At 70.9% G+C, this 17,471-nt stretch carries 21 protein-coding genes; 10 read left to right on the top strand and 11 right to left on the bottom strand.

The genetic code is table 11. From position 1 onward, the window contains the following. Positions 1–265: 265 nt before the first annotated feature. The gene (locus tag ACFPQ9_RS30295) at positions 266–1,003 is read left to right on the top strand and encodes a lysophospholipid acyltransferase family protein (protein ID WP_380860337.1); all 738 of its coding nucleotides are present in this window, start codon (positions 266–268) and stop codon (positions 1,001–1,003) included. 24 nt (positions 1,004–1,027) lie between these two features. Here the strand turns inward: ACFPQ9_RS30295 and ACFPQ9_RS30290 are convergent, their stop codons facing one another. The 7 genes from ACFPQ9_RS30290 to ACFPQ9_RS30260 form a co-directional block, all read right to left on the bottom strand. Next, positions 1,028–1,792: an urease accessory protein UreD gene (locus ACFPQ9_RS30290; protein WP_380861314.1), complete on the bottom strand. Its 765-nt coding sequence runs from the start codon at positions 1,790–1,792 to the stop codon at positions 1,028–1,030. After that, on the bottom strand, positions 1,789–2,466 hold the full coding sequence (gene ureG, locus ACFPQ9_RS30285; RefSeq protein ID WP_380860334.1) for an urease accessory protein UreG: 678 nt from the start codon (positions 2,464–2,466) through the stop codon (positions 1,789–1,791). Before ureG ends, ACFPQ9_RS30290 begins: the two co-directional genes overlap by 4 nt. A gap of 163 nt (positions 2,467–2,629) precedes the next feature. Beyond that, complete coding sequence (locus ACFPQ9_RS30280; RefSeq protein ID WP_380860331.1) at positions 2,630–3,304, bottom strand: urease accessory protein UreF; 675 nt, start codon at positions 3,302–3,304, stop codon at positions 2,630–2,632. A 15-nt stretch (positions 3,305–3,319) separates the two neighbouring features. Then, entirely contained in the window at positions 3,320–5,041 is a 1,722-nt protein-coding gene (locus tag ACFPQ9_RS30275; RefSeq protein WP_380860328.1) for an urease subunit alpha, read from the bottom strand. Continuing rightward, positions 5,034–5,345: an urease subunit beta gene (locus tag ACFPQ9_RS30270; RefSeq protein ID WP_380860325.1), complete on the bottom strand. Its 312-nt coding sequence runs from the start codon at positions 5,343–5,345 to the stop codon at positions 5,034–5,036. The genes ACFPQ9_RS30275 and ACFPQ9_RS30270 overlap by 8 nt, the downstream gene beginning before the upstream one ends. Positions 5,346–5,356: 11 nt before the next feature. Continuing rightward, positions 5,357–5,659: an urease subunit gamma gene (locus tag ACFPQ9_RS30265; RefSeq protein WP_380860322.1), complete on the bottom strand. Its 303-nt coding sequence runs from the start codon at positions 5,657–5,659 to the stop codon at positions 5,357–5,359. A gap of 133 nt (positions 5,660–5,792) precedes the next feature. After that, the gene (locus ACFPQ9_RS30260; protein ID WP_380860319.1) at positions 5,793–6,422 is read right to left on the bottom strand and encodes a TetR/AcrR family transcriptional regulator; all 630 of its coding nucleotides are present in this window, start codon (positions 6,420–6,422) and stop codon (positions 5,793–5,795) included. A gap of 114 nt (positions 6,423–6,536) precedes the next feature. On the opposite strand from ACFPQ9_RS30260, the gene ACFPQ9_RS30255 reads away from it, so the two are divergent. Continuing rightward, positions 6,537–7,556, top strand: a complete 1,020-nt coding sequence (locus tag ACFPQ9_RS30255; RefSeq protein WP_380860317.1) for an ABC transporter permease — start codon at positions 6,537–6,539, stop codon at positions 7,554–7,556. A 128-nt stretch (positions 7,557–7,684) separates the two neighbouring features. Here the strand turns inward: ACFPQ9_RS30255 and ACFPQ9_RS30250 are convergent, their stop codons facing one another. Next, positions 7,685–7,972: a type II toxin-antitoxin system Phd/YefM family antitoxin gene (locus tag ACFPQ9_RS30250; protein WP_380860314.1), complete on the bottom strand. Its 288-nt coding sequence runs from the start codon at positions 7,970–7,972 to the stop codon at positions 7,685–7,687. 69 nt (positions 7,973–8,041) lie between these two features. Between ACFPQ9_RS30250 and ACFPQ9_RS30245 the strand changes: the two genes are divergently transcribed. The 3 genes from ACFPQ9_RS30245 to ACFPQ9_RS30235 all read left to right on the top strand — a co-directional run bounded on the left by ACFPQ9_RS30245 (position 8,042) and on the right by ACFPQ9_RS30235 (position 10,020). Beyond that, a complete protein-coding gene (locus ACFPQ9_RS30245) occupies positions 8,042–8,677 on the top strand; it encodes an ATP-dependent Clp protease proteolytic subunit (protein WP_380860311.1) in 636 nt (211 codons plus the stop codon). Positions 8,678–8,683: 6 nt separating this feature from the next. Beyond that, a complete protein-coding gene (locus ACFPQ9_RS30240; RefSeq protein ID WP_030956806.1) occupies positions 8,684–8,992 on the top strand; it encodes a hypothetical protein in 309 nt (102 codons plus the stop codon). A 554-nt stretch (positions 8,993–9,546) separates the two neighbouring features. Then, positions 9,547–10,020 (top strand): C40 family peptidase, encoded by a 474-nt coding sequence (locus ACFPQ9_RS30235; RefSeq protein ID WP_380860307.1) that lies wholly within the window; start codon positions 9,547–9,549, stop codon positions 10,018–10,020. Between the two features lie 52 nt (positions 10,021–10,072). Here the strand turns inward: ACFPQ9_RS30235 and ACFPQ9_RS30230 are convergent, their stop codons facing one another. Further along, a complete protein-coding gene (locus ACFPQ9_RS30230) occupies positions 10,073–10,687 on the bottom strand; it encodes a LysE family translocator (protein ID WP_380860304.1) in 615 nt (204 codons plus the stop codon). 109 nt (positions 10,688–10,796) lie between these two features. Between ACFPQ9_RS30230 and ACFPQ9_RS30225 the strand changes: the two genes are divergently transcribed. Then, entirely contained in the window at positions 10,797–11,717 is a 921-nt protein-coding gene (locus ACFPQ9_RS30225; RefSeq protein WP_380860301.1) for a LysR family transcriptional regulator, read from the top strand. 82 nt (positions 11,718–11,799) lie between these two features. Here ACFPQ9_RS30225 and ACFPQ9_RS30220 read toward each other — a convergent pair whose 3' ends face one another. Then, positions 11,800–12,249: an ATP-binding protein gene (locus ACFPQ9_RS30220; RefSeq protein ID WP_380860298.1), complete on the bottom strand. Its 450-nt coding sequence runs from the start codon at positions 12,247–12,249 to the stop codon at positions 11,800–11,802. Between the two features lie 213 nt (positions 12,250–12,462). On the opposite strand from ACFPQ9_RS30220, the gene ACFPQ9_RS30215 reads away from it, so the two are divergent. Continuing rightward, positions 12,463–13,332: a helix-turn-helix domain-containing protein gene (locus ACFPQ9_RS30215; protein ID WP_380860295.1), complete on the top strand. Its 870-nt coding sequence runs from the start codon at positions 12,463–12,465 to the stop codon at positions 13,330–13,332. Positions 13,333–13,341: 9 nt separating this feature from the next. Continuing rightward, entirely contained in the window at positions 13,342–13,569 is a 228-nt protein-coding gene (locus ACFPQ9_RS30210; protein ID WP_380860292.1) for a DUF397 domain-containing protein, read from the top strand. Positions 13,570–13,649: 80 nt separating this feature from the next. On the opposite strand, the gene ACFPQ9_RS30205 is transcribed toward ACFPQ9_RS30210, so the two are convergent. After that, positions 13,650–14,777 carry an 8-amino-7-oxononanoate synthase gene (locus ACFPQ9_RS30205; RefSeq protein ID WP_380860289.1) on the bottom strand — a complete coding sequence of 376 codons (1,128 nt, stop codon included), beginning with the start codon at positions 14,775–14,777 and terminating at the stop codon, positions 13,650–13,652. Positions 14,778–14,950: 173 nt separating this feature from the next. On the opposite strand from ACFPQ9_RS30205, the gene bioB reads away from it, so the two are divergent. Both bioB and ACFPQ9_RS30195 read left to right on the top strand, forming a co-directional pair. Then, the gene (bioB, locus tag ACFPQ9_RS30200) at positions 14,951–16,180 is read left to right on the top strand and encodes a biotin synthase BioB (RefSeq protein ID WP_380860286.1); all 1,230 of its coding nucleotides are present in this window, start codon (positions 14,951–14,953) and stop codon (positions 16,178–16,180) included. Further along, on the top strand, positions 16,173–17,471 hold the full coding sequence (locus ACFPQ9_RS30195; RefSeq protein ID WP_380860283.1) for an adenosylmethionine--8-amino-7-oxononanoate transaminase: 1,299 nt from the start codon (positions 16,173–16,175) through the stop codon (positions 17,469–17,471). Before bioB ends, ACFPQ9_RS30195 begins: the two co-directional genes overlap by 8 nt.

Raw genomic sequence — 17,471 nt, 5'->3', positions numbered from 1 at the left:
GTGATCACGCCAAACCCGGCCATCGGGTTGCCGCGTACCCGTCCCGGAGACGAGGCTGGTCCGGCGGTCCTCCCCACCCGCAAACGCCGCCGCCCACCGGCAGCCTGACACCCGGTCAGGAAAGTCGGCATGAGTCGGTATCGGTCCCACCCGGCCCGGTTCCGGCCGTTCGACCCTGCGCCTACACTGGCCTCCCCACGGCACGCTGGTTGACCTGCCAGAACGCGGCGGCCCGAGCTGATCCCCCCGAGTGAGGAGCGCCCCTTTGTTCTACTACGTACTTAAATACGTATTGTTGGGTCCGCTGCTGAGACTGGTTTTCCGGCCGCGAATAGAAGGTCTTGAGCACGTACCGGCCACAGGCGCGGCCATCGTCGCCGGCAACCACCTGTCGTTCTCCGACCACTTCCTGATGCCGGCGATCCTCAAGCGGCGCATCACCTTCCTGGCGAAGAAGGAGTACTTCACCGGCCCGGGCATCAGGGGCCGCCTCACCGCCGCGTTCTTCCGCAGCGCCGGGCAGATCCCGGTCGACCGCACCGGCAAGGAGGCGGGCCAGGCCGCGATCCGCGAGGGGCTCGGCGTTCTGAGCAAGGACGAACTCCTCGGCATCTACCCCGAGGGCACCCGCTCGCACGACGGCCGTCTCTACAAGGGCAAGGTCGGCGTCGCCGTGATGGCCCTCAAGGCGGGGGTCCCGGTCATCCCGTGCGCGATGATCGGCACGTTCGAGGCCCAGCCGCCCGGCAAGGTCATCCCCAACGTCCACCCGGTGAAGATCCGTTTCGGCAAGCCCCTGGACTTCTCCCGCTACGAGGGCATGGAGAACGAGAAGGCCATCCTGCGCGCGGTCACCGACGAGATCATGTACGCGATCCTGTCCCTCTCCGAGCAGGAGTACGTCGATCAGTACGCGGCCGTCGTCAAGGCCGAGGAAGAGGCGGCGGCGAAGGCCGCCAAGTCTGAGAAGGAGCGCAGGTTCCCGAGGCTGCCCATCAGCTGACGCGGCCGTCGGCCCAGCGGCTGCTCAGGCGAGGGTGTCGAGTGCCTCGTCGAGCAGCCCGCGCAGCCGCAGCGCGTCCGTCGCCACGGCGCTCACCAGGACGGCGGGCCCGGCGAGAGGCAGCACCGCGGCGTTCTCCCCCAGCACCCGGGCCGCAACCGGATTCTCCCCGAACTCGGGCCGTACGACGACGAGTTGCCCGACGGCCCGGTGGCCACCGAGTCCAGCGGCCCCGTCCCAGCCACCCGGCGCTCCGGGTCCGCAGGCCAGCTCCTGGTCGAGCACCGTCCGCCCCGCCACCCGCACGCGGATCCGGCTGCCGAGCCGCCCCGGCTCCTCCCCCACCCGCCCGAGCACCTGCTCCTCACGCAGCACGAGCCGCCCGGCCGCACCGACGTCGACATGGGTCGTGACATGCAGGTCGCTGCCCCGAGCGGAGATCAACTGCTCGGGCAGCCAGTGCAGTTCACCGCCGTCGGCCACGGACAGCCGTACGTCGTAGCGGGCCTCGCCCTTGCCCTGCCCCGGCAACGCGATCGTGGCGGCGGCCGACCGCACCCTCAGCCGCGCGCCCGCCTCGACATCGGCCTCGACGGTGAAACGGTCGCCGCCGAGCGGCCCGCTCATCGCGCCGACGAGCACGACCCGCGCCTCGGCCCCGCTGCCCCGGGTCCGTCTGAGCGCCAGCGGTCCTTCGCCGTCGAGCACCGGCAGCGACGTACCGCCCCGTCCGTCGGCCCGGGCGACGATCCGCGCGTGCGCCCGTACCCCACCGGCCGCGCTCGTCATGCGGTCCACGCCGCGAGCCGGTCCCGCACCCAGCCGGCGACGTCCGTCACGCCGGGCTCGCTCCTCAGCGACTGGAAGACGACGGGCAGTTCGGCGCGCTGTGCCTTGGCGTCGGCCGCCATCCGGGCCAGGTCGGAGCCGACGTATGGTGCGAGGTCGGTCTTGTTGACGACGAGCAGGTCCGCCGTGGTGACACCCGGCCCTCCCTTACGGGGGATGTCGTCGCCTCCGGCCACGTCGATCACGAAGATCTGCGCGTCGACGAGTCCTTTGGAGAAGGTGGCGGTGAGGTTGTCGCCGCCGGACTCGACGAGGATCAGATCGAGGGGTCCGACCTCGTCCTCCAGGTCCTCGACGGCCTCCAGGTTCGCGGAGATGTCGTCCCGGATCGCGGTGTGCGGACACGCCCCCGTCTCCACGGCGGTGATCCGCTCGGGCGGCAGCACGGCCTCCCGCAGCAGGAACTCGGCGTCCTCACGCGTGTAGATGTCGTTGGTGACGACGGCGAGGGACAGCTCCGCACGCAGGGCACGGCAGAGCGCGGCGACAGTGGCGGTCTTGCCGGATCCGACAGGGCCGCCGAGCCCGATGCGGAGCGCTCGACGGGATCCGTCGGGGCGGCGCGCGTCGGCGCTGACGGCGGCGGGGCCGTCGTGGGAGTGGTCGAGGTGCATGGGGAGTTCCTTTCTCGGCGCCGGTCCAGAAATGACAGCCCGTCCGGCGATTGAGGATGCGGCCGTTCAGGCCGAAGGGGGTCCGGGGCGGCAGCCCCGGCGGGGTCGAAGGGGCGGAGCCCCTTCAGGACGGGACGGGTAGGGGCGGCGGGGGCGAGGAAGCTCAGGACGCGAACAACCGCACGGCCCAAGCCGCATGCACCTCCGCCCCGATCTCCAGCAGCGGCCCCGAAGCCGCGGGCAACGCGTCGACCCCCTCCGCGACAACCCCCCACCCCGCGTCCACGGCCCGATCCACCACCCGGTCCACCTCCGGCGCCAACCGCGCCAGCACGGCCGTCGCGTCGAAGGGATCCAGACTCAGCAACCGCACCGCCGCACTCGCCGGCCCACTCACACTCTCGTACGCCGCGCAGTACGCCGCCTCGACGCCCCCCAACCCCGCCGCCCGAGCAACGCCCCCCAGTACGACCGGCTGATGGGCCCCCTTGGGAAACCGCCGGGCCAGCTCGTCCAGCTCCCCGGTGGGCCAGGTGGCCCGAGCCGCCCGCATCAACTGCCGCCCCAGCTTCCGCGCGGCAAGCCGGAGGGCGGGCGACGGCGTACGGGCATCGGCGGCGGCGTCCAACTCCACCACGTCGCCCCCGGACGCGGCCGCCGCAGCGAGCGAGGCCGCGACCAGCCCGGCCGTGTGCAGCCGCCCCCGGCAGAAGTCCTCCAGGCTCGCGGCTCCGGTGATGCGTCCCGCCTTCACGGCCGCTTCGGCCCCACCGGAGTGTGCGTGCCCCCCGGCGGGAAAGCGGCCGTCGGCCAGGACCAGAAGTGCTGCTCGTGTCATCGCGGAACCTTCCCCTCAGAACAGGAAGTACCGCTGTGCCATGGGCAGTTCGGCGGCGGGCGTGGCCTCCACCAGCTCCCCGTCGATGTGCACGGCGAAGCTGTCGGGGTCGATCCTCACCTCGGGCCGCGCGTCGTTCTGACGCATGTCGGCTTTGGTGACGCCGCGCGTCGACTCGATGGCGACGAACCGCTTCCCCAACTGCAGCCGCTCCGGAAGCCCGTCCTCGATCGCGAGCGGGGCGACGAAGTTGACCGAGTTCGCGGCCGGTGCCCGTCCGATCGCACCGAACATCGGCCGGGGCAGGATCGGCTGCGGCGTCGGGATGGACGCGTTGGCGTCGCCCATCTGCGCGTAGGCGATCTGCCCGCCCTTGATGACGAGCTGCGGCTTCACCCCGAAGAACGCCGGTTCCCACAGCACCAGGTCGGCGAGCTTGCCGGTCTCCACGGAGCCGATCTCTCGGCCGAGGCCCTGCGCGAGCGCGGGATTGATCGTGTACTTGGCGACATAGCGCCGCACCCGCCGGTTGTCGGCCCGTCCGTCCCCGGGCAGCGCGCCGCGCCGCCGCTTCATCACATGGGCGGTCTGCCAGGTGCGCAGGACGACCTCGCCCACGCGCCCCATGGCCTGCGAGTCCGACGAGATGATCGAGATCGCGCCGAGGTCGTGGAGTATGTCCTCGGCCCCGATGGTCGAGGGCCGGATCCGTGACTCGGCGAAGGCCAGGTCCTCGGGTACGGCCGCGTTGAGGTGGTGGCACACCATCAGCATGTCGAGGTGTTCCTCGGCGGTGTTGACGGTGAACGGCCTAGTCGGGTTCGTCGAGCTGGGCAGCACGTGCGGCTCGGAGACGACGCTCATGATGTCGGGTGCGTGTCCACCGCCCGCGCCTTCGGTGTGGTAGGCGTGGATGCCGCGTCCGGCGATCGCGGCGAGCGTGTCGCCGACGAAACCCGCCTCGTTCAATGTGTCCGTGTGGATCGCGACCTGGATACCGGTCCGGTCGGCGACGGTCAGCGAGGCGTCGATGACGGCCGGGGTGGAGCCCCAGTCCTCGTGCAGCTTCAGGCCGAGCGCGCCGCCGCGGATCTGCGACAGCATCGCCTCGTGGGAGACGGTGTTGCCCTTGCCCAACAGGCCGAAGTTGACGGGGTGTTCCTCCATCGCCTCCAGCATCCGGGCCAGGTGCCAGGGGCCGGGCGTCACCGTGGTCGCCTTCGAGCCCTCGGCGGGTCCGGTGCCGCCGCCGACGAGCGTGGTGATCCCGGAGGCGAGGGCCTCGTCGGCGATCTGGGGGCAGATGAAGTGGACGTGCGCGTCGATGGCGCCGGCGGTGAGGATCCGTCCGTTGCCGGCGATGATCTCGGTCTCGGGGCCGATGACGAGGTCCGGGTGCACCCCGTCCATCGTGTCGGGGTTGCCCGCCTTGCCGATGCCGGTGATCCGGCCGTCGCGGATGCCGACGTCGGCCTTGACGATGCCCCAGTGGTCGATGATCACGACACCGGTGACGACGGTGTCCGGGGTGCCCTCCGCGCGGGTTGCCCGGGACTGGCCCATGGACTCGCGGATGACCTTGCCGCCGCCGAACACGGCCTCGTCCCCGGCGAGTCCGGGCCCGCCGGAGCGGTCCTCCTCGATCTCGACGAGCAGATCGGTGTCGGCGAGCCGGATACGGTCACCGGTGGTCGGGCCGAACAGATCGGCGTACGCGGCGCGGGAGATCTCAGGCATCGAGGGCACCTCCGGTCTCCCCGCGCAGTCCGGGCACCACTCGGGCTCCGGCGAGCGGGACGAGTTCGACCTCGACGGGGATGCCGGGCTCGAAGCGCACGGCGGTGCCGGCGGCGACGTTCAGCCGCCTGCCGCGGGCCGCCGCGCGGTCGAAGTCCAGGCCGGGGTTGGCCTCGGCGAAGTGGTAGTGGGAGCCGACCTGGACGGGCCGGTCGGCGGCGTTGAGGACGGTGAGCCGGGTGACCTCGCGGCCTGCGTTGTAGACGATCGGCCCGTCGCCGAACAGGATCTCTCCGGGAATCATCGAGGCCCCCCTCAGACGATCGGGTCGTGGACGGTGACCAGCTTGGTGCCGTCGGGGAAGGTGGCCTCGACCTGGACGTCGTGGATCATCTCGGGGATGCCCTCCATGACGTCGTCGCGGGTGAGCAGCTTGCGTCCGGACGACATGAGCTCGGCGACGGTACGGCCGTCGCGTGCGCCCTCGAGGATGTGCGAGGAGATGAGGGCGACCGCCTCGGGGTGGTTCAGCTTGAGGCCGCGGGCCCGGCGCTTCTCGGCGACGTCGGCCGCCACGTGGATGAGCAGCCTCTCTTGCTCGTGCGGGGTCAGTTGCACGTCCCACCTCACAGTCCTCGCTCCGGACCGTGCGGGGTCCGGTTGCCGCGGCCACACGGCAAAAGTGCCTGGTGGCGTGGATCGGCAGGCTAGTTGGACCGAGTTTCGGGCACGTTAACCAAGCTGTGATCTCTCAGGCGCCCTGCCGCTCGTCGGGCATGCTCATCAGCCCGCGCAGCCCGTCCTGGAGGACCTCCACCGGCGCCCCGCCGAACAGGGCCTGCTGAGCGATGAACCCCTGCACGGTGGCGATCATGGTGCGCGCCACATGCTCCGCCGGGACGTCCGACCGCATCATCCCGGCCTCCTGGTACGCCTCGACGGCCAGCACCCAGTTCTCGCGCAGCTCGACGTACACGTCCGTCAGGATGGCCGCCAGCTCGTCGTTACGCACGGTCTCCGCCCAGACCTGCATGATCAGCCGCGGGAAGAGCGAGTCGCCCTCGGCCCGCAGGGACGCCCAGACGCGCAGCGTCCGTCGCAGGACCAGGCCGACCAAGAGGTCCGGCGGTGGCGGCGGGCTCTGCCGAGTGACGTCCGCGAAGGCCGCGCGGATCTCACCGAGTACCTCCTTGACGATCGCGGCGATGAGGTCGTCCTTGCCGCTGAAGTAGCGGTACACCGCGCCCGCCGACAGGTCGACCTCCTTCAGCACGTCCTGCATCGACGTGGCGTGGAAGCCATTGCGGGCGAACAGGCGGGCGGCACCGTCGAGGATCTGCCGGCGGCGGGCGTCGAGGTGTTCCTGGGATACGCGGGCCATGGTCACAAAGTAAAACGAACATTCCTTCTTGACAAGGAGCGGCATGCGCAGGACGGTGGTGACACAACAAAAACGAACGATCCTTCTTTTTAGTCCGTCTCCCAGGGAGCACCCATGTCCACCCCGTCCGCTACGGCACCCAGGAACGCCGCACCCCGGCGCCTGATCGCGATCGTCGTCCTGGTCCCGGTCCTCGCCGCGCTCGCCCTGTGGGCCTTCGCCTGGCCCGCCGCCCGCACCGCCCCGCGCGACCTGCCGCTGGGCGTGGCCGGACCGACCGCCGCGACCGCACAGGTGGAGCAGCGGCTCAGCACGCACGAGGGCGCCTTCGACATCCACCGCTACGCCGACGAGGCCGCCGCCCGCGAGGCCATCGAGGACCGGACCGTGTACGGCGCCGTCGTCGTGACACCCCAGGGCCCGGAGCTGCTGACCGCGTCCGCGGCGAGCCCGGCCGTCGCCCAGCTCCTCCAGCAGGCGGTGGCCCAGCAGGCCGCCGCCGAGGGCACCCAGGTCAAGACCGTCGACGTCGTGGCCGCACCGGAGAACGACCCGCGCGGCGCGGCCCTGACCTCCAGCGTCCTGCCGCTCGCCCTGGCCGGCATGGCGGCGGGCGCGGCGGTGACCCTGCTGGGGCTGCGCGGCGTCCGCGCCGTCGGCGCCCTGGTCGGTGCCGCCACCCTGATCGGCCTGGGCGCGGCATCGATCGCGCACGGCTGGCTGGGGGTGCTCGCCGGGAACTGGTGGGCGGAGGCGGGGGTGTTCGCGCTGACGACGCTCGCCGTGAGCGCGGCCGTCGCGGGGCTCGCCGCCCTCGTCGGCACCGCCGGCATCGGCATCACGGCGGCCACGATCATGCTGATCGGCAACCCGTTCTCCGGAGCGGCCTCGGCACCGCAGATGCTGCCGGAGCCGGTCGGTGTGATCGGCCAGTGGCTGCCGCCGGGGGCGGGCACGACCCTGCTGCGCTCGGTGTCGTTCTTCGACGGAGCGGCGGCGATCGGTCCGGCCCTCACGCTGACCTGGTGGGCCGCGCTGGGCCTGGGCGCCGTCCTGCTGGGGAACGCGCTCAAGGCACGTGCGACGAGCACCGAGTCCGTACCCGAGCGGGAACTGGCCGCCACCTCCGGCTGACCACCGGCCGGCGAACGAGGAACCGCGACCGACGACCGACCGCGGTCACACCGAACCGACCGTGCACCCCCGCTGTAGCGGACGGGGGTGCACGGTCTCGTCGTGTCCGGAGCCGTTGGGGGCCGGTGCTAGGTGGGGCTCGCCCCGCGATGCTCGGCCGCGATCCCGAAGCGCCGGCGTTCGCGGGGAGCGGAAGCGACCTCGCGGACGCTGGAGACCGCGCTGATCACCTGCTCCTCGGCGAGCTCCGCCGGCTCTCCGAGCTTTTCCAGTCGTTCGAGGTCAGAGGCGGAGACAAGGGCGACAAGGGGCTTCCCGTGGCGCGTCACCACGACGCGCTCACCGCCGTACACCACGCGATTGATCAGATCGGCGAGCTCAGCCCTGGCTTGCGTCACCGGAATCTCGTAGGCCATGCTCCCCACATTACGTCATGTACGTCCTGTACATTTTTTACAGGCACCCCGGCAAGGGAGGCGTGAGCCATGACCCGACCGTTCGCCCGCTACGTACTGCCCGAGTTCACCGAACGCACGAGTTCCGGCCTCAGGACGCAGGATCCGTACTCGAAGCTGCTGGAGGAACGGATCGTCTTTCTCGGCACGCCGGTCGACGACACCTCGGCGAACGACGTGATGGCGCAGTTCATGTACCTGGAGCACAAGGACCCCGACCAGGAAATCTCGCTGTACATCAACTCGCCCGGCGGCTCGTTCAGCGCCATGTCGGCGATCTACGACACGATGCAGTTCGTCTCGTGTGACGTGGAGACGATCTGCCTGGGGCAGGCCGGGGCGACCGGCGCCGTACTGCTGGCGGCGGGCACCGCGGGCAAGCGGTTCGCACTGCCGGGGGCGCGGGTGGTGATCCATCAGCCGACGCTGCCCGAGCCGGTCGAGGGGCAGACCAGCGATCTGGCGATCCAGGCCGACGAACTGGTGCGGGTGCGGGCCCGGCTGGAGGAGATGCTCGCCCGGCACACCGGACGCGATCGCGAGCAGGTGGCCGAGGACATCGAGCGGGACAAGATCCTGACCGCGCAAGAGGCGCTGGAGTACGGGCTGGTGGACCGGATCATCCCCAACCGCAGGGACACCATCGCTCCGCCGACGGGGCGGTGACGGCCGGTGCTCCCACCCGAGTTGCCGCCGCTGCCCGCGCTGACGCGTGCGGAGGGCGAGTTGATCGACCGTTACCTCGACGTGGTGGACCTGCTCGGCCGGATCAACCCGGCGCACCACGGCGACACCTATCGCGGACTGCGGGCCGCCCAGGCGCTCGTGAGCAGGGCGGCCGAGCTGCGGGACGCGCTGGCGCTGATGCATCAGCGGGGCGAGACGGAGCTGCACGCTCCCACGCTGGCGCGTGCGTTGCGCGTGCTGGACGGAGAGCGCCGCACGGCTCGTGTCACGGTGCCCCCGCGCTCCGACAGTTGACGACCCGTGCCGCAGGATTCCGGACGCCCCGGCCCACTGACGGGGCGTCCGGTGCCGAGCCGAAACGGACCAAAAGGCGTACCCACTTTCGGCGTAGACGGCTCTCCTTTTGCCTGTCCGTCAGGGTTGCGCAACAGGTATGAGCGCCAGGCGGAATCAGGCGCTCCGTCCCTGGTCCGGGACTCCTCGGGCATCTGGACACCCACTCGAACGGGGGGCCACCCACCCGAACGGGTGAGTGGTGAGTAACACCACAAACCCCCGATTCCGTTGGGTATTTCGCTCATCCGTGCGTCAAGATCCCTGTCTGACGACAAGCCCCCGCCGCAGCGGCGGGGCGATCCGGGCGGACGCCGAGTCCTGCCGCCGCCCGGATGACCGGTCGACGGAGTGGATCGGCAGGAGTGGAGGACCCGAGCAAGACGGGTCGCCGGAGCGGACGTTCGTTCGATCCGAGCAGCCCTTGGGGTGAAGCCGTGGCAACGCGGCCGGGCAACTTCGCCAGCCCGAATCCGACAGGTCATCCTTCTCAGGCGGCTGACGAAGGGTTGCGCATGACTGCGCTCAATCGTGTCCCGTCGCTCATGGTCCGGGCCGGTACGGCTTCGGCCCTCACCATCGCCGCAGTGGGCGGCTCGATCGTGGCACCTGGCTTCGCCTCCGAGGCGGAGGCCGCCACGCCGGCATCGAAGGCACTCAAGGTCGCGGCCTCCAAGAAGGGCTCCCCGTACCGCTGGGGCGCCGCCGGGCCGAACCGGTTCGACTGCTCGGGGCTCACGCTGTACTCGTTCAAGAAGGCGGGCAAGAAGCTGCCCCGCACGGCTGCCCAGCAGTACAACAAGACCCGCCACATCTCCGCCAAGAACCGCAAGGCCGGAGACCTGGTGTTCTTCCACTCGGGGTCGTCCGTCTACCACGTCGGCATCTACGCCGGGAAGGGAAAGATCTGGCATTCCCCGAAGAGCGGGGACGTGGTCAAGCTGCAGAAGATCTGGACCAGGAGCGTCTGGTACGGCCGGGTCAAGTGACCTTCCGGGGGCGGTGGCGGCGTCCTGACGCGCCGTCATCGCCCTCGGGGCCTCAGAGGGCGAGCAGCGGCCCGGCGAGCAGGGCCGCGCCGAAGGCGGTCAGCGCCGCGCCGGTGGCGACCGTGACCGCACGTGCGGCGCGCGGCCGGCGCAGCCACCTGCCGAGCCGGTCCACCAGCAGGGCGACCACCTGGAACCAGACCAGCGCGATCGCCAGCACGATCAGGGCCAGCAGCAGCGTCCGGGGCAGTGCCGGAGCGCCCGCGGGCACGAACTGCGGCAGCACGCTGAGGAACGTGAGCGACGCCTTCGGGTTGAGGGCGTTGGTCACGAAGCCCTGTCGCAGCGGCCGCGCGGTGGACTCCTCGCGCGTGTCCACCACTTCGCTGGGCCTCTGCCGCAGGGTCTGCACGCCCAGGTACAGCACATAGACGCCGCCGACCACCTGCAGCGCGCGGAACAGCGCCGGTACGGCGGCCAGGACCGCGGCCACCCCGACGACCGCCATCGTCACATGCACCAGCAGTCCCGCCCCGATCCCGAGCGCGCAGGCGATGCCGGCCCGGCGGGAGACGAGTGCGTTGCGTACGACGACGGTGAAGTCGGCCCCGGGCATGGCGACCAGGCCGGCGGAGACCCCGGTGAAGGCGATGAGCTGAGCGTCCATGGACCCCAGCGTGCCGCCCATGAGCCTTCAGCAGGTATGTCGAATATCCTGGGACTCCCTAAAGCATTGCTTTAAGCAGACGTGTGACTGAGGCGGACGGAGAGCTCGCATGTACGATCCGGTCCGGCTCGCCGCGCTGGTGGCGGTCGCGGAGGCGGGATCGATCACCCGCGCCGCAGAACGGCTCGGGTACACCACACCCGCGCTCTCCCAGCAGCTGGCCAAGCTGGAGCGGGAGACCGGCACGGCCCTTCTGGTACGGCACCACCGAGGGGCGCGGCTGACGGGTGCGGGCGAGCTGCTGGTGGTCCGGGCGCGGCGGGTGCTCGACGAGCTGGACCGGGCCCGGCACGAGCTGGCCCGGCTGACCGGACTGTCCGGCGGCACACTGCGGCTCGGCACCTTCCAGACGGCCGGCATCCATCTGCTGCCGCCGGCCCTCAGCGCCTTCCGCCGGGCTCATCCGGACGTGGAGTTGACGGTCGCCGACTACGAGCCGTCGGCCGGCGTGGCCGCGGTGGCGGCGGGCGAGATCGACCTGGCGCTGACGCACGCGTACGAGCCGGGGGAACCGACGCCGCTGCCCGCGTCGGTCGATGTCGAGCGGATCCTCGTCGAGGAACTGGTTCTGGTGTCCGCTCCGGGCCATGTGCTCACCAGCGGTGCCACGCGGCTTCCGCTCACCGAGCTCGCCGGGCAGCCGCTGATCAGCATGGCGCCGGACGCTCCGGCGCGGCGGGGTGTGGAGGCGGCGCTGACCGAGGCGGGGGCCATGCCGTCGGTGCTGGTGGCGACGCCGGGGTATCTGCTGGTGTGCGCGCTGGCCAGTGCGGGGCTGGGCGTGGCGGTCGTACCGGAAATGGTCGCGCGGACGTCGGTCAGTCCGGTGGGGGTGCGGGCTCTGGAGGGCGGGTGGTTACGCCGTACGATCTCGATCGCGTATCGCGGGGAAGAGACGGCACCCGCGGCGGATGCTTTCCGTGCGCTGCTTCGCGGCACTTTCAACCGGGCCCAGCAGCCGCGCACCTGAGGGGCGCGGGGCTGTATCCATATGCGGCTCCGCCGCGTGGGCGCGACAGGCCACGACGGCGCCGCAGATGACGGACGACCTGTCACGGCACTTCCCGCGGAGCGCTCGGCACTGGCACAGTCCACGGCAGTTCGATGGAGACGGTCTTGCCGCCTTCGCGTGTCGGGCGCACTCTCAGCTTGCCGCCGCACTCCGCGGTCAGCCAGCGGATGATGACCATGCCGCGTCCGTTGTCCTGCTGCACGGCGGCCGGCAGACGCTTGGGGAAACGCGGATGGCTGTCGGTGACGCCGATGCGCAGGTGTTCGTCACGGTCGAGCGCGAGGTCCACCGTGAAGGTGGGTGACTGGCCCAGGGTGTGCTGTACGGCGTTGGTGGTGAGTTCGGAGACGATCAGGCGGATGGTGTCGGCCACTTCCGTGTCCGGTGGCAGTCCCCATTCGGCGAGGGTGGTGAGCACATAGGCCCGGGCCGCGGACACCGAGGCGGGATCGCTCGGCAGAGTGACGGATGCTTCCAGGTGATCTGCCATGGCGAGGTCGTCCCTTTCCAATGGGACCGCAGTCCGACACGGAGCGGATGGTTCGAGTACGGTCCCGGACTGGTGCTTCGTCGCCAGACTGCCATTACCGCACCCGTCACGGGTGGCGATCCACCAAGATATGCATATATCTGTCGCTCGAAGCGGTGAACTCTGCGACGGCAGACCGTATTTGGGCGGCTCGGTTGGAGTAAGGAGTAGCCCATGCAGCACGGTCCCGCGGTACGCCGCCGGAAACTGGGCGCGGAACTGCGTGCGTTACGCACCGGGGCGGGGCTCACCAGCGGTGAGGCGGCCCGGCTTGCGGGCTGGCACCAGTCCAAGGTGAGCCGGATCGAAACCGGCGCCAGCGGGGTGAAACCGGCCGATGTGCGGTTACTGCTCGATGTCTACGGTGTACGTGATGCCCAACTGCGGGAGTTGCTGCTGGTGTTGGCGGGTTCCGACGAGGGCGGCGGCCGGCATCACTGGTGGCACGCGTACCGCGGAGTACTGCCGCCGACGTACCGGGATTTCATCAGCCTGGAGTCACAGGCGAGGGCGATGCGCACGCTGGAGACGTCCGTGGTGCCCGGACTGCTCCAGACGCCCGAGTACGCCAGGGCGGTGACCCGGGCCGCGGTCGGCGGGCTGGACGGCGATGCCGACGACCGCCTCGACGCGCTGGTCGCGGTGCGGCTGGCCAGGCAGGACGTGCTGCGCGCGGATCCGCCGCTGAAGCTGAGCGCGGTGCTGGACGAGGCCGTGCTGCGCCGGGAGATCGGCGGGCCCGAGGTGATGGCGCGGCAGCTGAGCCGGCTGATGGAGGCGGCGCAGCTGCCCCAAGTCCGCCTACAGGTACTGCCGTTCAGGGCCGGCGAACATATCGGCCTCACTGGCCCTTTCGTTATCTTCTCATTTTCGAGCACTTCTGATCTGGATGTGGTTGTTCTCGACCACTTGACGAGTAGCCTCTACCTCGAACGGAAAGAAGACCTCCAGGCCTACACGGAGGCCTTCAACACCCTTCGGATCCACGCCCTTTCGCCCGAGGAATCGTTGGATTACATCGCCGCGCTAGGTGGCGGTGTGTAAGGAGGCACCATGACAGCATTGCCTCGGAACGTCATGTCGAGCACCGAACTACCAGGTGCGCGCTGGCTGCGCAGCAGCTACAGCACCGGTGCGAACAACTGCGTCGAGACGGCACGACCGCACTCCGGTCCCTGGACCGGGCTGCTCGCGGTGCGTGACTCCAAGAACCCGGCCGGTCCCGCGCTGCTCTTCTCCCCCGAGAGCTGGGCGGGTTTCACGGTCGCGTTCCAGTCCTGATGACCCCGATCGATCCGATCAACGCTGATCGGTTCTGATCACTTCCATTCCGTGTGCGAGCAGGGCCGTGTCACGCCGACTCATGGTCGTGTCTCGCCGATCACTCGAACAGCGCGCTCGATCTCGGCCTCGGAGAGGTCCGCGCGGGCGGTCAGCCTCAGCCGTGAGATGCCGTCGGGGACGGAGGGAGGACGGAAACAGCCCACGGCGAGGCCCGCCGCACGGCACTCGGCCGCCCAGCGCACGGCCTTCTCCGGGGACGGGGCGCGCACGGACACGACCGCGGCGTCCGGACGTACCGCCTCCAGGCCCGCGGCGGTCAGACGCGCGTGGAGTTCGCGTGCCACCGCACCCGCCCGCGCCGCCCGCGCCGGTTCGCGGCGCAGCAACCTCAGCGCCGCCAGCGCCGCACCCGCGGACGCGGGGGCGAGCCCCGTGTCGAAGATGAACGTCCGGGCTGTGTTGACCAGGTGCTCGATCACCCTGGCGGGGCCCAGGACGGCGCCGCCCTGGCTGCCGAACGACTTGGACAGGGTCACCGTCACGACGACGTCATCGGCGCCCGCGAGGCCCACCGCCTGCGCGGCACCGCGGCCACCCTCGCCCAGGACACCGAGGCCGTGCGCGTCGTCGACCAGCAGTCCCGCACCGCGCTCCCGGCATGCCTCGGCGTACTCGGCCAGGGGGGCGGCGTCGCCGTCGACGGAGAAGACCGTGTCGGACACGACGACCGCCGTGCCCTCGTGCGTGTGCAGCGCCTTGCGCACCGCCTCCGGCTCGGAGTGCGGGACGACCTGCGTGGTGCCCCGGGCCAGCCGGCAGCCGTCGATCAGCGAGGCGTGGTTGCCGGCGTCCGACACGATCAGCGAGCCGTGCGGGGCCAGCGCGGTGACCGCGGCGAGGTTGGCCGCGTAACCCGAGGAGAGAACCAGCGCCGCCTCGAAACCGCAGAAGCCGGCCAGCTCGCGCTCCAGCTCGGCGTGCAGCTGTGTCGTGCCCGTGACGAGCCGGGAGCCGGTCGCGCCGCCGCCCCAGGTCCGCGCGGCCCGCGCCGCGCCCTCGGTGACCTCGGGGTGCCGGGCCAGGCCCAGGTAGTCGTTGCTCGCGAGATCGAGGAGGGGCGAGTCGGCGGGGCGGGGGCGCAGGGTCCGTACGAGCCCGGCGCTGCGGCGCAGCTCCGCCTGCTCGTCGATCCAGCCGAACGCCATGGTTCCTCCGGGGCTTTGGTAAGCGGTACACAGACGTCGCTTTTGTAGGCAGTGCACAGACCCTAGCCGTAGGGCGGCCCGCCCACGGTGTGGCAATACCCACACATCGAAACGACAGGGTTGTGCAAACTCACCTTGGCTCGGACGCCCTCCGTACGTCAGGATCAGCTCCCATGGACCTGCTGAACACGCTGGTGGACAAGGGGCTTCGGCGCGAGCTGCCGACCCGCGAGGAAGCCTTGGCCGTCCTCGCCACTTCCGACGACGACCTGCTCGATGTGGTGGCCGCGGCCGGCAAGGTGCGCCGGCACTGGTTCGGTCGCCGGGTGAAACTCAACTATCTGGTCAACCTGAAGTCGGGCCTGTGCCCCGAGGACTGCTCCTACTGTTCCCAGCGCCTCGGCTCCACCGCCGGCATCCTGAAGTACACCTGGCTCAAGCCGGACGAGGCCTCCCAGGCGGCGGCCGCCGGATTGGCGGGTGGCGCCAAACGGGTGTGTCTGGTGGCGTCCGGGCGCGGCCCGACCGACCGTGACGTGGACCGGGTCTCCGAGACCATCAGGACCATCAAGGACCAGAACGAGGGCGTCGAGGTGTGCGCCTGTCTCGGTCTGCTGTCCGACGGACAGGCCGAGCGGCTGCGCGAGGCGGGCGCGGATGCCTACAACCACAACCTCAACACGTCCGAGGGGACGTACGGGGACATCACGACCACGCACACCTACGCCGACCGCGTCGACACGGTGCAGAAGGCCCACGGGGCCGGGCTGTCCGCGTGCTCCGGTCTCATCGCCGGCATGGGCGAGAGCGACGAGGACCTGGTCGACGTCGTCTACTCGCTGCGCGAGCTGGACCCGGACTCGGTGCCGGTGAACTTCCTGATCCCGGTCGAGGGCACCCCGCTGGCCAAGGAGTGGAACCTCACCCCGCAGCGCTGCCTCAGGATCCTGGCGATGGTCCGGTTCGTCTGTCCGGACGTCGAGGTGCGCATCGCCGGTGGCCGCGAGGTCCATCTGCGCACGATGCAGCCGCTCGCCCTGAACCTGGCCAACTCGATCTTCCTCGGGGACTACCTCACGACCGAGGGCCAGGCGGGCAAGGCCGACCTGGAGATGATCGCCGACGCCGGGTTCGAGGTGGAGGGCACCGATCAGGTGACACTGCCGGAGCACCGGACGGAGACGGCCGGGGGCGGCTGCGGGTCGCACGAGGCCGCGGGCTGTGGGTCGCACGGCGGCGCGGGCTGCGGGTCGTCCCACGAGGGCGCCGGGTGCGGGTCGCACGAAGGGGGCGGTGTGTGCGGTACGGCCGCTGCCGCCGCCGCTCCGGTCAACGAGGCGCGCACCGACCTGGTCGCGGTACGCCGACGGGGCGCCGGAACGGACCTCGCGCCCAATGCCTGACCCGCACACCGCGTCCGGCCTGACCGTGCCCGAGCTGCTGGAGCTCGACCGGCGGCATGTGTGGCACCCGTACGGTCCGATGCCCGGCCGCAGTGAACCGCTCGTCGTGGAGTCGGCGAGCGGGGTGCGGCTGAAGCTCGCGGACGGCTCGGGTGAGCTGGTCGACGGCATGTCGTCCTGGTGGTCGGCGATCCACGGCTACAACCACCCGGTGCTCAACGAGGCCGCGCAGGAGCAACTGGCGCGGATGAGCCACGTCATGTTCGGCGGGCTCACCCACGAACCCGCCGTACGCCTGGCGAAGCTCCTTGTCGACATGTCGCCCGACGGCCTGGAGCATGTGTTCCTCGCCGACTCCGGTTCGGTGTCGGTCGAGGTCGCGGTCAAGATGTGCCTGCAGTACTGGCGTTCGCTGGGCCGCCCCGGCAAGCAGCGCCTGCTGACCTGGCGCGGCGGCTACCACGGCGACACCTGGCAGCCCATGTCGGTGTGCGACCCCGAGGGCGGCATGCACGAGCTGTGGACCGGGGTGCTCCAGCGCCAGGTGTTCGCGGACCCGCCGCCGGCCGAGTTCGACGAGTCGTACGCGGAGCATCTGCGGTCGCTGATCGAGCGGCACGCGCACGAACTGGCGGCGGTGATCGTCGAGCCGGTCGTGCAGGGCGCGGGCGGGATGCGGTTCCACTCCCCCGCGTATCTGCGGGTGCTGCGCGAGGCGTGCGACGCGCACGACGTGCTGCTGGTGTTCGACGAGATCGCGACCGGGTTCGGCCGCACGGGCGCGCTGTTCGCGGCCGACCACGCGGCGGTGACGCCGGATGTGATGTGCGTGGGCAAGGCGCTGACCGGCGGCTATCTGACGATGGCCGCCACGCTGTGCACCGCGCGCGTGGCCGAGGGAATCTCCCGGGGCGAGGTGCCGGTGCTGGCGCACGGCCCGACCTTCATGGCCAATCCGCTGGCGGCCTCGGTGGCCTGCGCCTCGATCGGGCTGCTGCTCGGGCAGGACTGGCCGGCCGAGATCAAGCGGATCGAGAAGGGCCTGCGGGAGGGACTGGCGCCGGCGTCCGACCTGCCGGGTGTGAAGGACGTACGCGTCCTCGGCGCCATCGGGGTCGTCCAGCTGGACCATGAGGTGGACATGCGGGCGGCGACGGCGGCCGCCGTGCGCGAGGGCGTGTGGCTGCGGCCGTTCCGCGACCTCGTCTACACGATGCCGCCGTACGTCACGGGCGACGCGGACGTCGCACGGATCGCCCGCGCGGTGTGCGCGGCGGCTCGGGAGGGCTGA

The sequence above is a fragment of the Streptomyces coerulescens genome (assembly GCF_042657965.1).
In the GTDB taxonomy this organism is placed as follows: Bacteria; Actinomycetota; Actinomycetes; order Streptomycetales; family Streptomycetaceae; genus Streptomyces; species Streptomyces coerulescens.
The sequence above is the reverse complement of the archived record's forward strand: the minus strand, read 5'-3'. Positions and strand labels throughout refer to the sequence as shown.

Coding starts and splice junctions, on each gene's coding strand:
- ACFPQ9_RS30290 (WP_380861314.1), bottom strand. CDS start 1,792: ATGACGAGCGCGGCCGGTGGGGTACGGGCGCACGCGCGGATCGTCGCC.
- ureG (WP_380860334.1), bottom strand. CDS start 2,466: ATGCACCTCGACCACTCCCACGACGGCCCCGCCGCCGTCAGCGCCGAC.
- ACFPQ9_RS30280 (WP_380860331.1), bottom strand. CDS start 3,304: ATGACACGAGCAGCACTTCTGGTCCTGGCCGACGGCCGCTTTCCCGCC.
- ACFPQ9_RS30275 (WP_380860328.1), bottom strand. CDS start 5,041: ATGCCTGAGATCTCCCGCGCCGCGTACGCCGATCTGTTCGGCCCGACC.
- ACFPQ9_RS30270 (WP_380860325.1), bottom strand. CDS start 5,345: ATGATTCCCGGAGAGATCCTGTTCGGCGACGGGCCGATCGTCTACAAC.
- ACFPQ9_RS30260 (WP_380860319.1), bottom strand. CDS start 6,422: ATGGCCCGCGTATCCCAGGAACACCTCGACGCCCGCCGCCGGCAGATC.
- ACFPQ9_RS30255 (WP_380860317.1), top strand. CDS start 6,537: ATGTCCACCCCGTCCGCTACGGCACCCAGGAACGCCGCACCCCGGCGC.
- ACFPQ9_RS30250 (WP_380860314.1), bottom strand. CDS start 7,972: ATGGCCTACGAGATTCCGGTGACGCAAGCCAGGGCTGAGCTCGCCGAT.
- ACFPQ9_RS30245 (WP_380860311.1), top strand. CDS start 8,042: ATGACCCGACCGTTCGCCCGCTACGTACTGCCCGAGTTCACCGAACGC.
- ACFPQ9_RS30235 (WP_380860307.1), top strand. CDS start 9,547: ATGACTGCGCTCAATCGTGTCCCGTCGCTCATGGTCCGGGCCGGTACG.
- ACFPQ9_RS30230 (WP_380860304.1), bottom strand. CDS start 10,687: ATGGACGCTCAGCTCATCGCCTTCACCGGGGTCTCCGCCGGCCTGGTC.
- ACFPQ9_RS30225 (WP_380860301.1), top strand. CDS start 10,797: ATGTACGATCCGGTCCGGCTCGCCGCGCTGGTGGCGGTCGCGGAGGCG.
- ACFPQ9_RS30220 (WP_380860298.1), bottom strand. CDS start 12,249: ATGGCAGATCACCTGGAAGCATCCGTCACTCTGCCGAGCGATCCCGCC.
- ACFPQ9_RS30215 (WP_380860295.1), top strand. CDS start 12,463: ATGCAGCACGGTCCCGCGGTACGCCGCCGGAAACTGGGCGCGGAACTG.
- ACFPQ9_RS30210 (WP_380860292.1), top strand. CDS start 13,342: ATGACAGCATTGCCTCGGAACGTCATGTCGAGCACCGAACTACCAGGT.
- ACFPQ9_RS30205 (WP_380860289.1), bottom strand. CDS start 14,777: ATGGCGTTCGGCTGGATCGACGAGCAGGCGGAGCTGCGCCGCAGCGCC.
- bioB (WP_380860286.1), top strand. CDS start 14,951: ATGGACCTGCTGAACACGCTGGTGGACAAGGGGCTTCGGCGCGAGCTG.
- ACFPQ9_RS30195 (WP_380860283.1), top strand. CDS start 16,173: ATGCCTGACCCGCACACCGCGTCCGGCCTGACCGTGCCCGAGCTGCTG.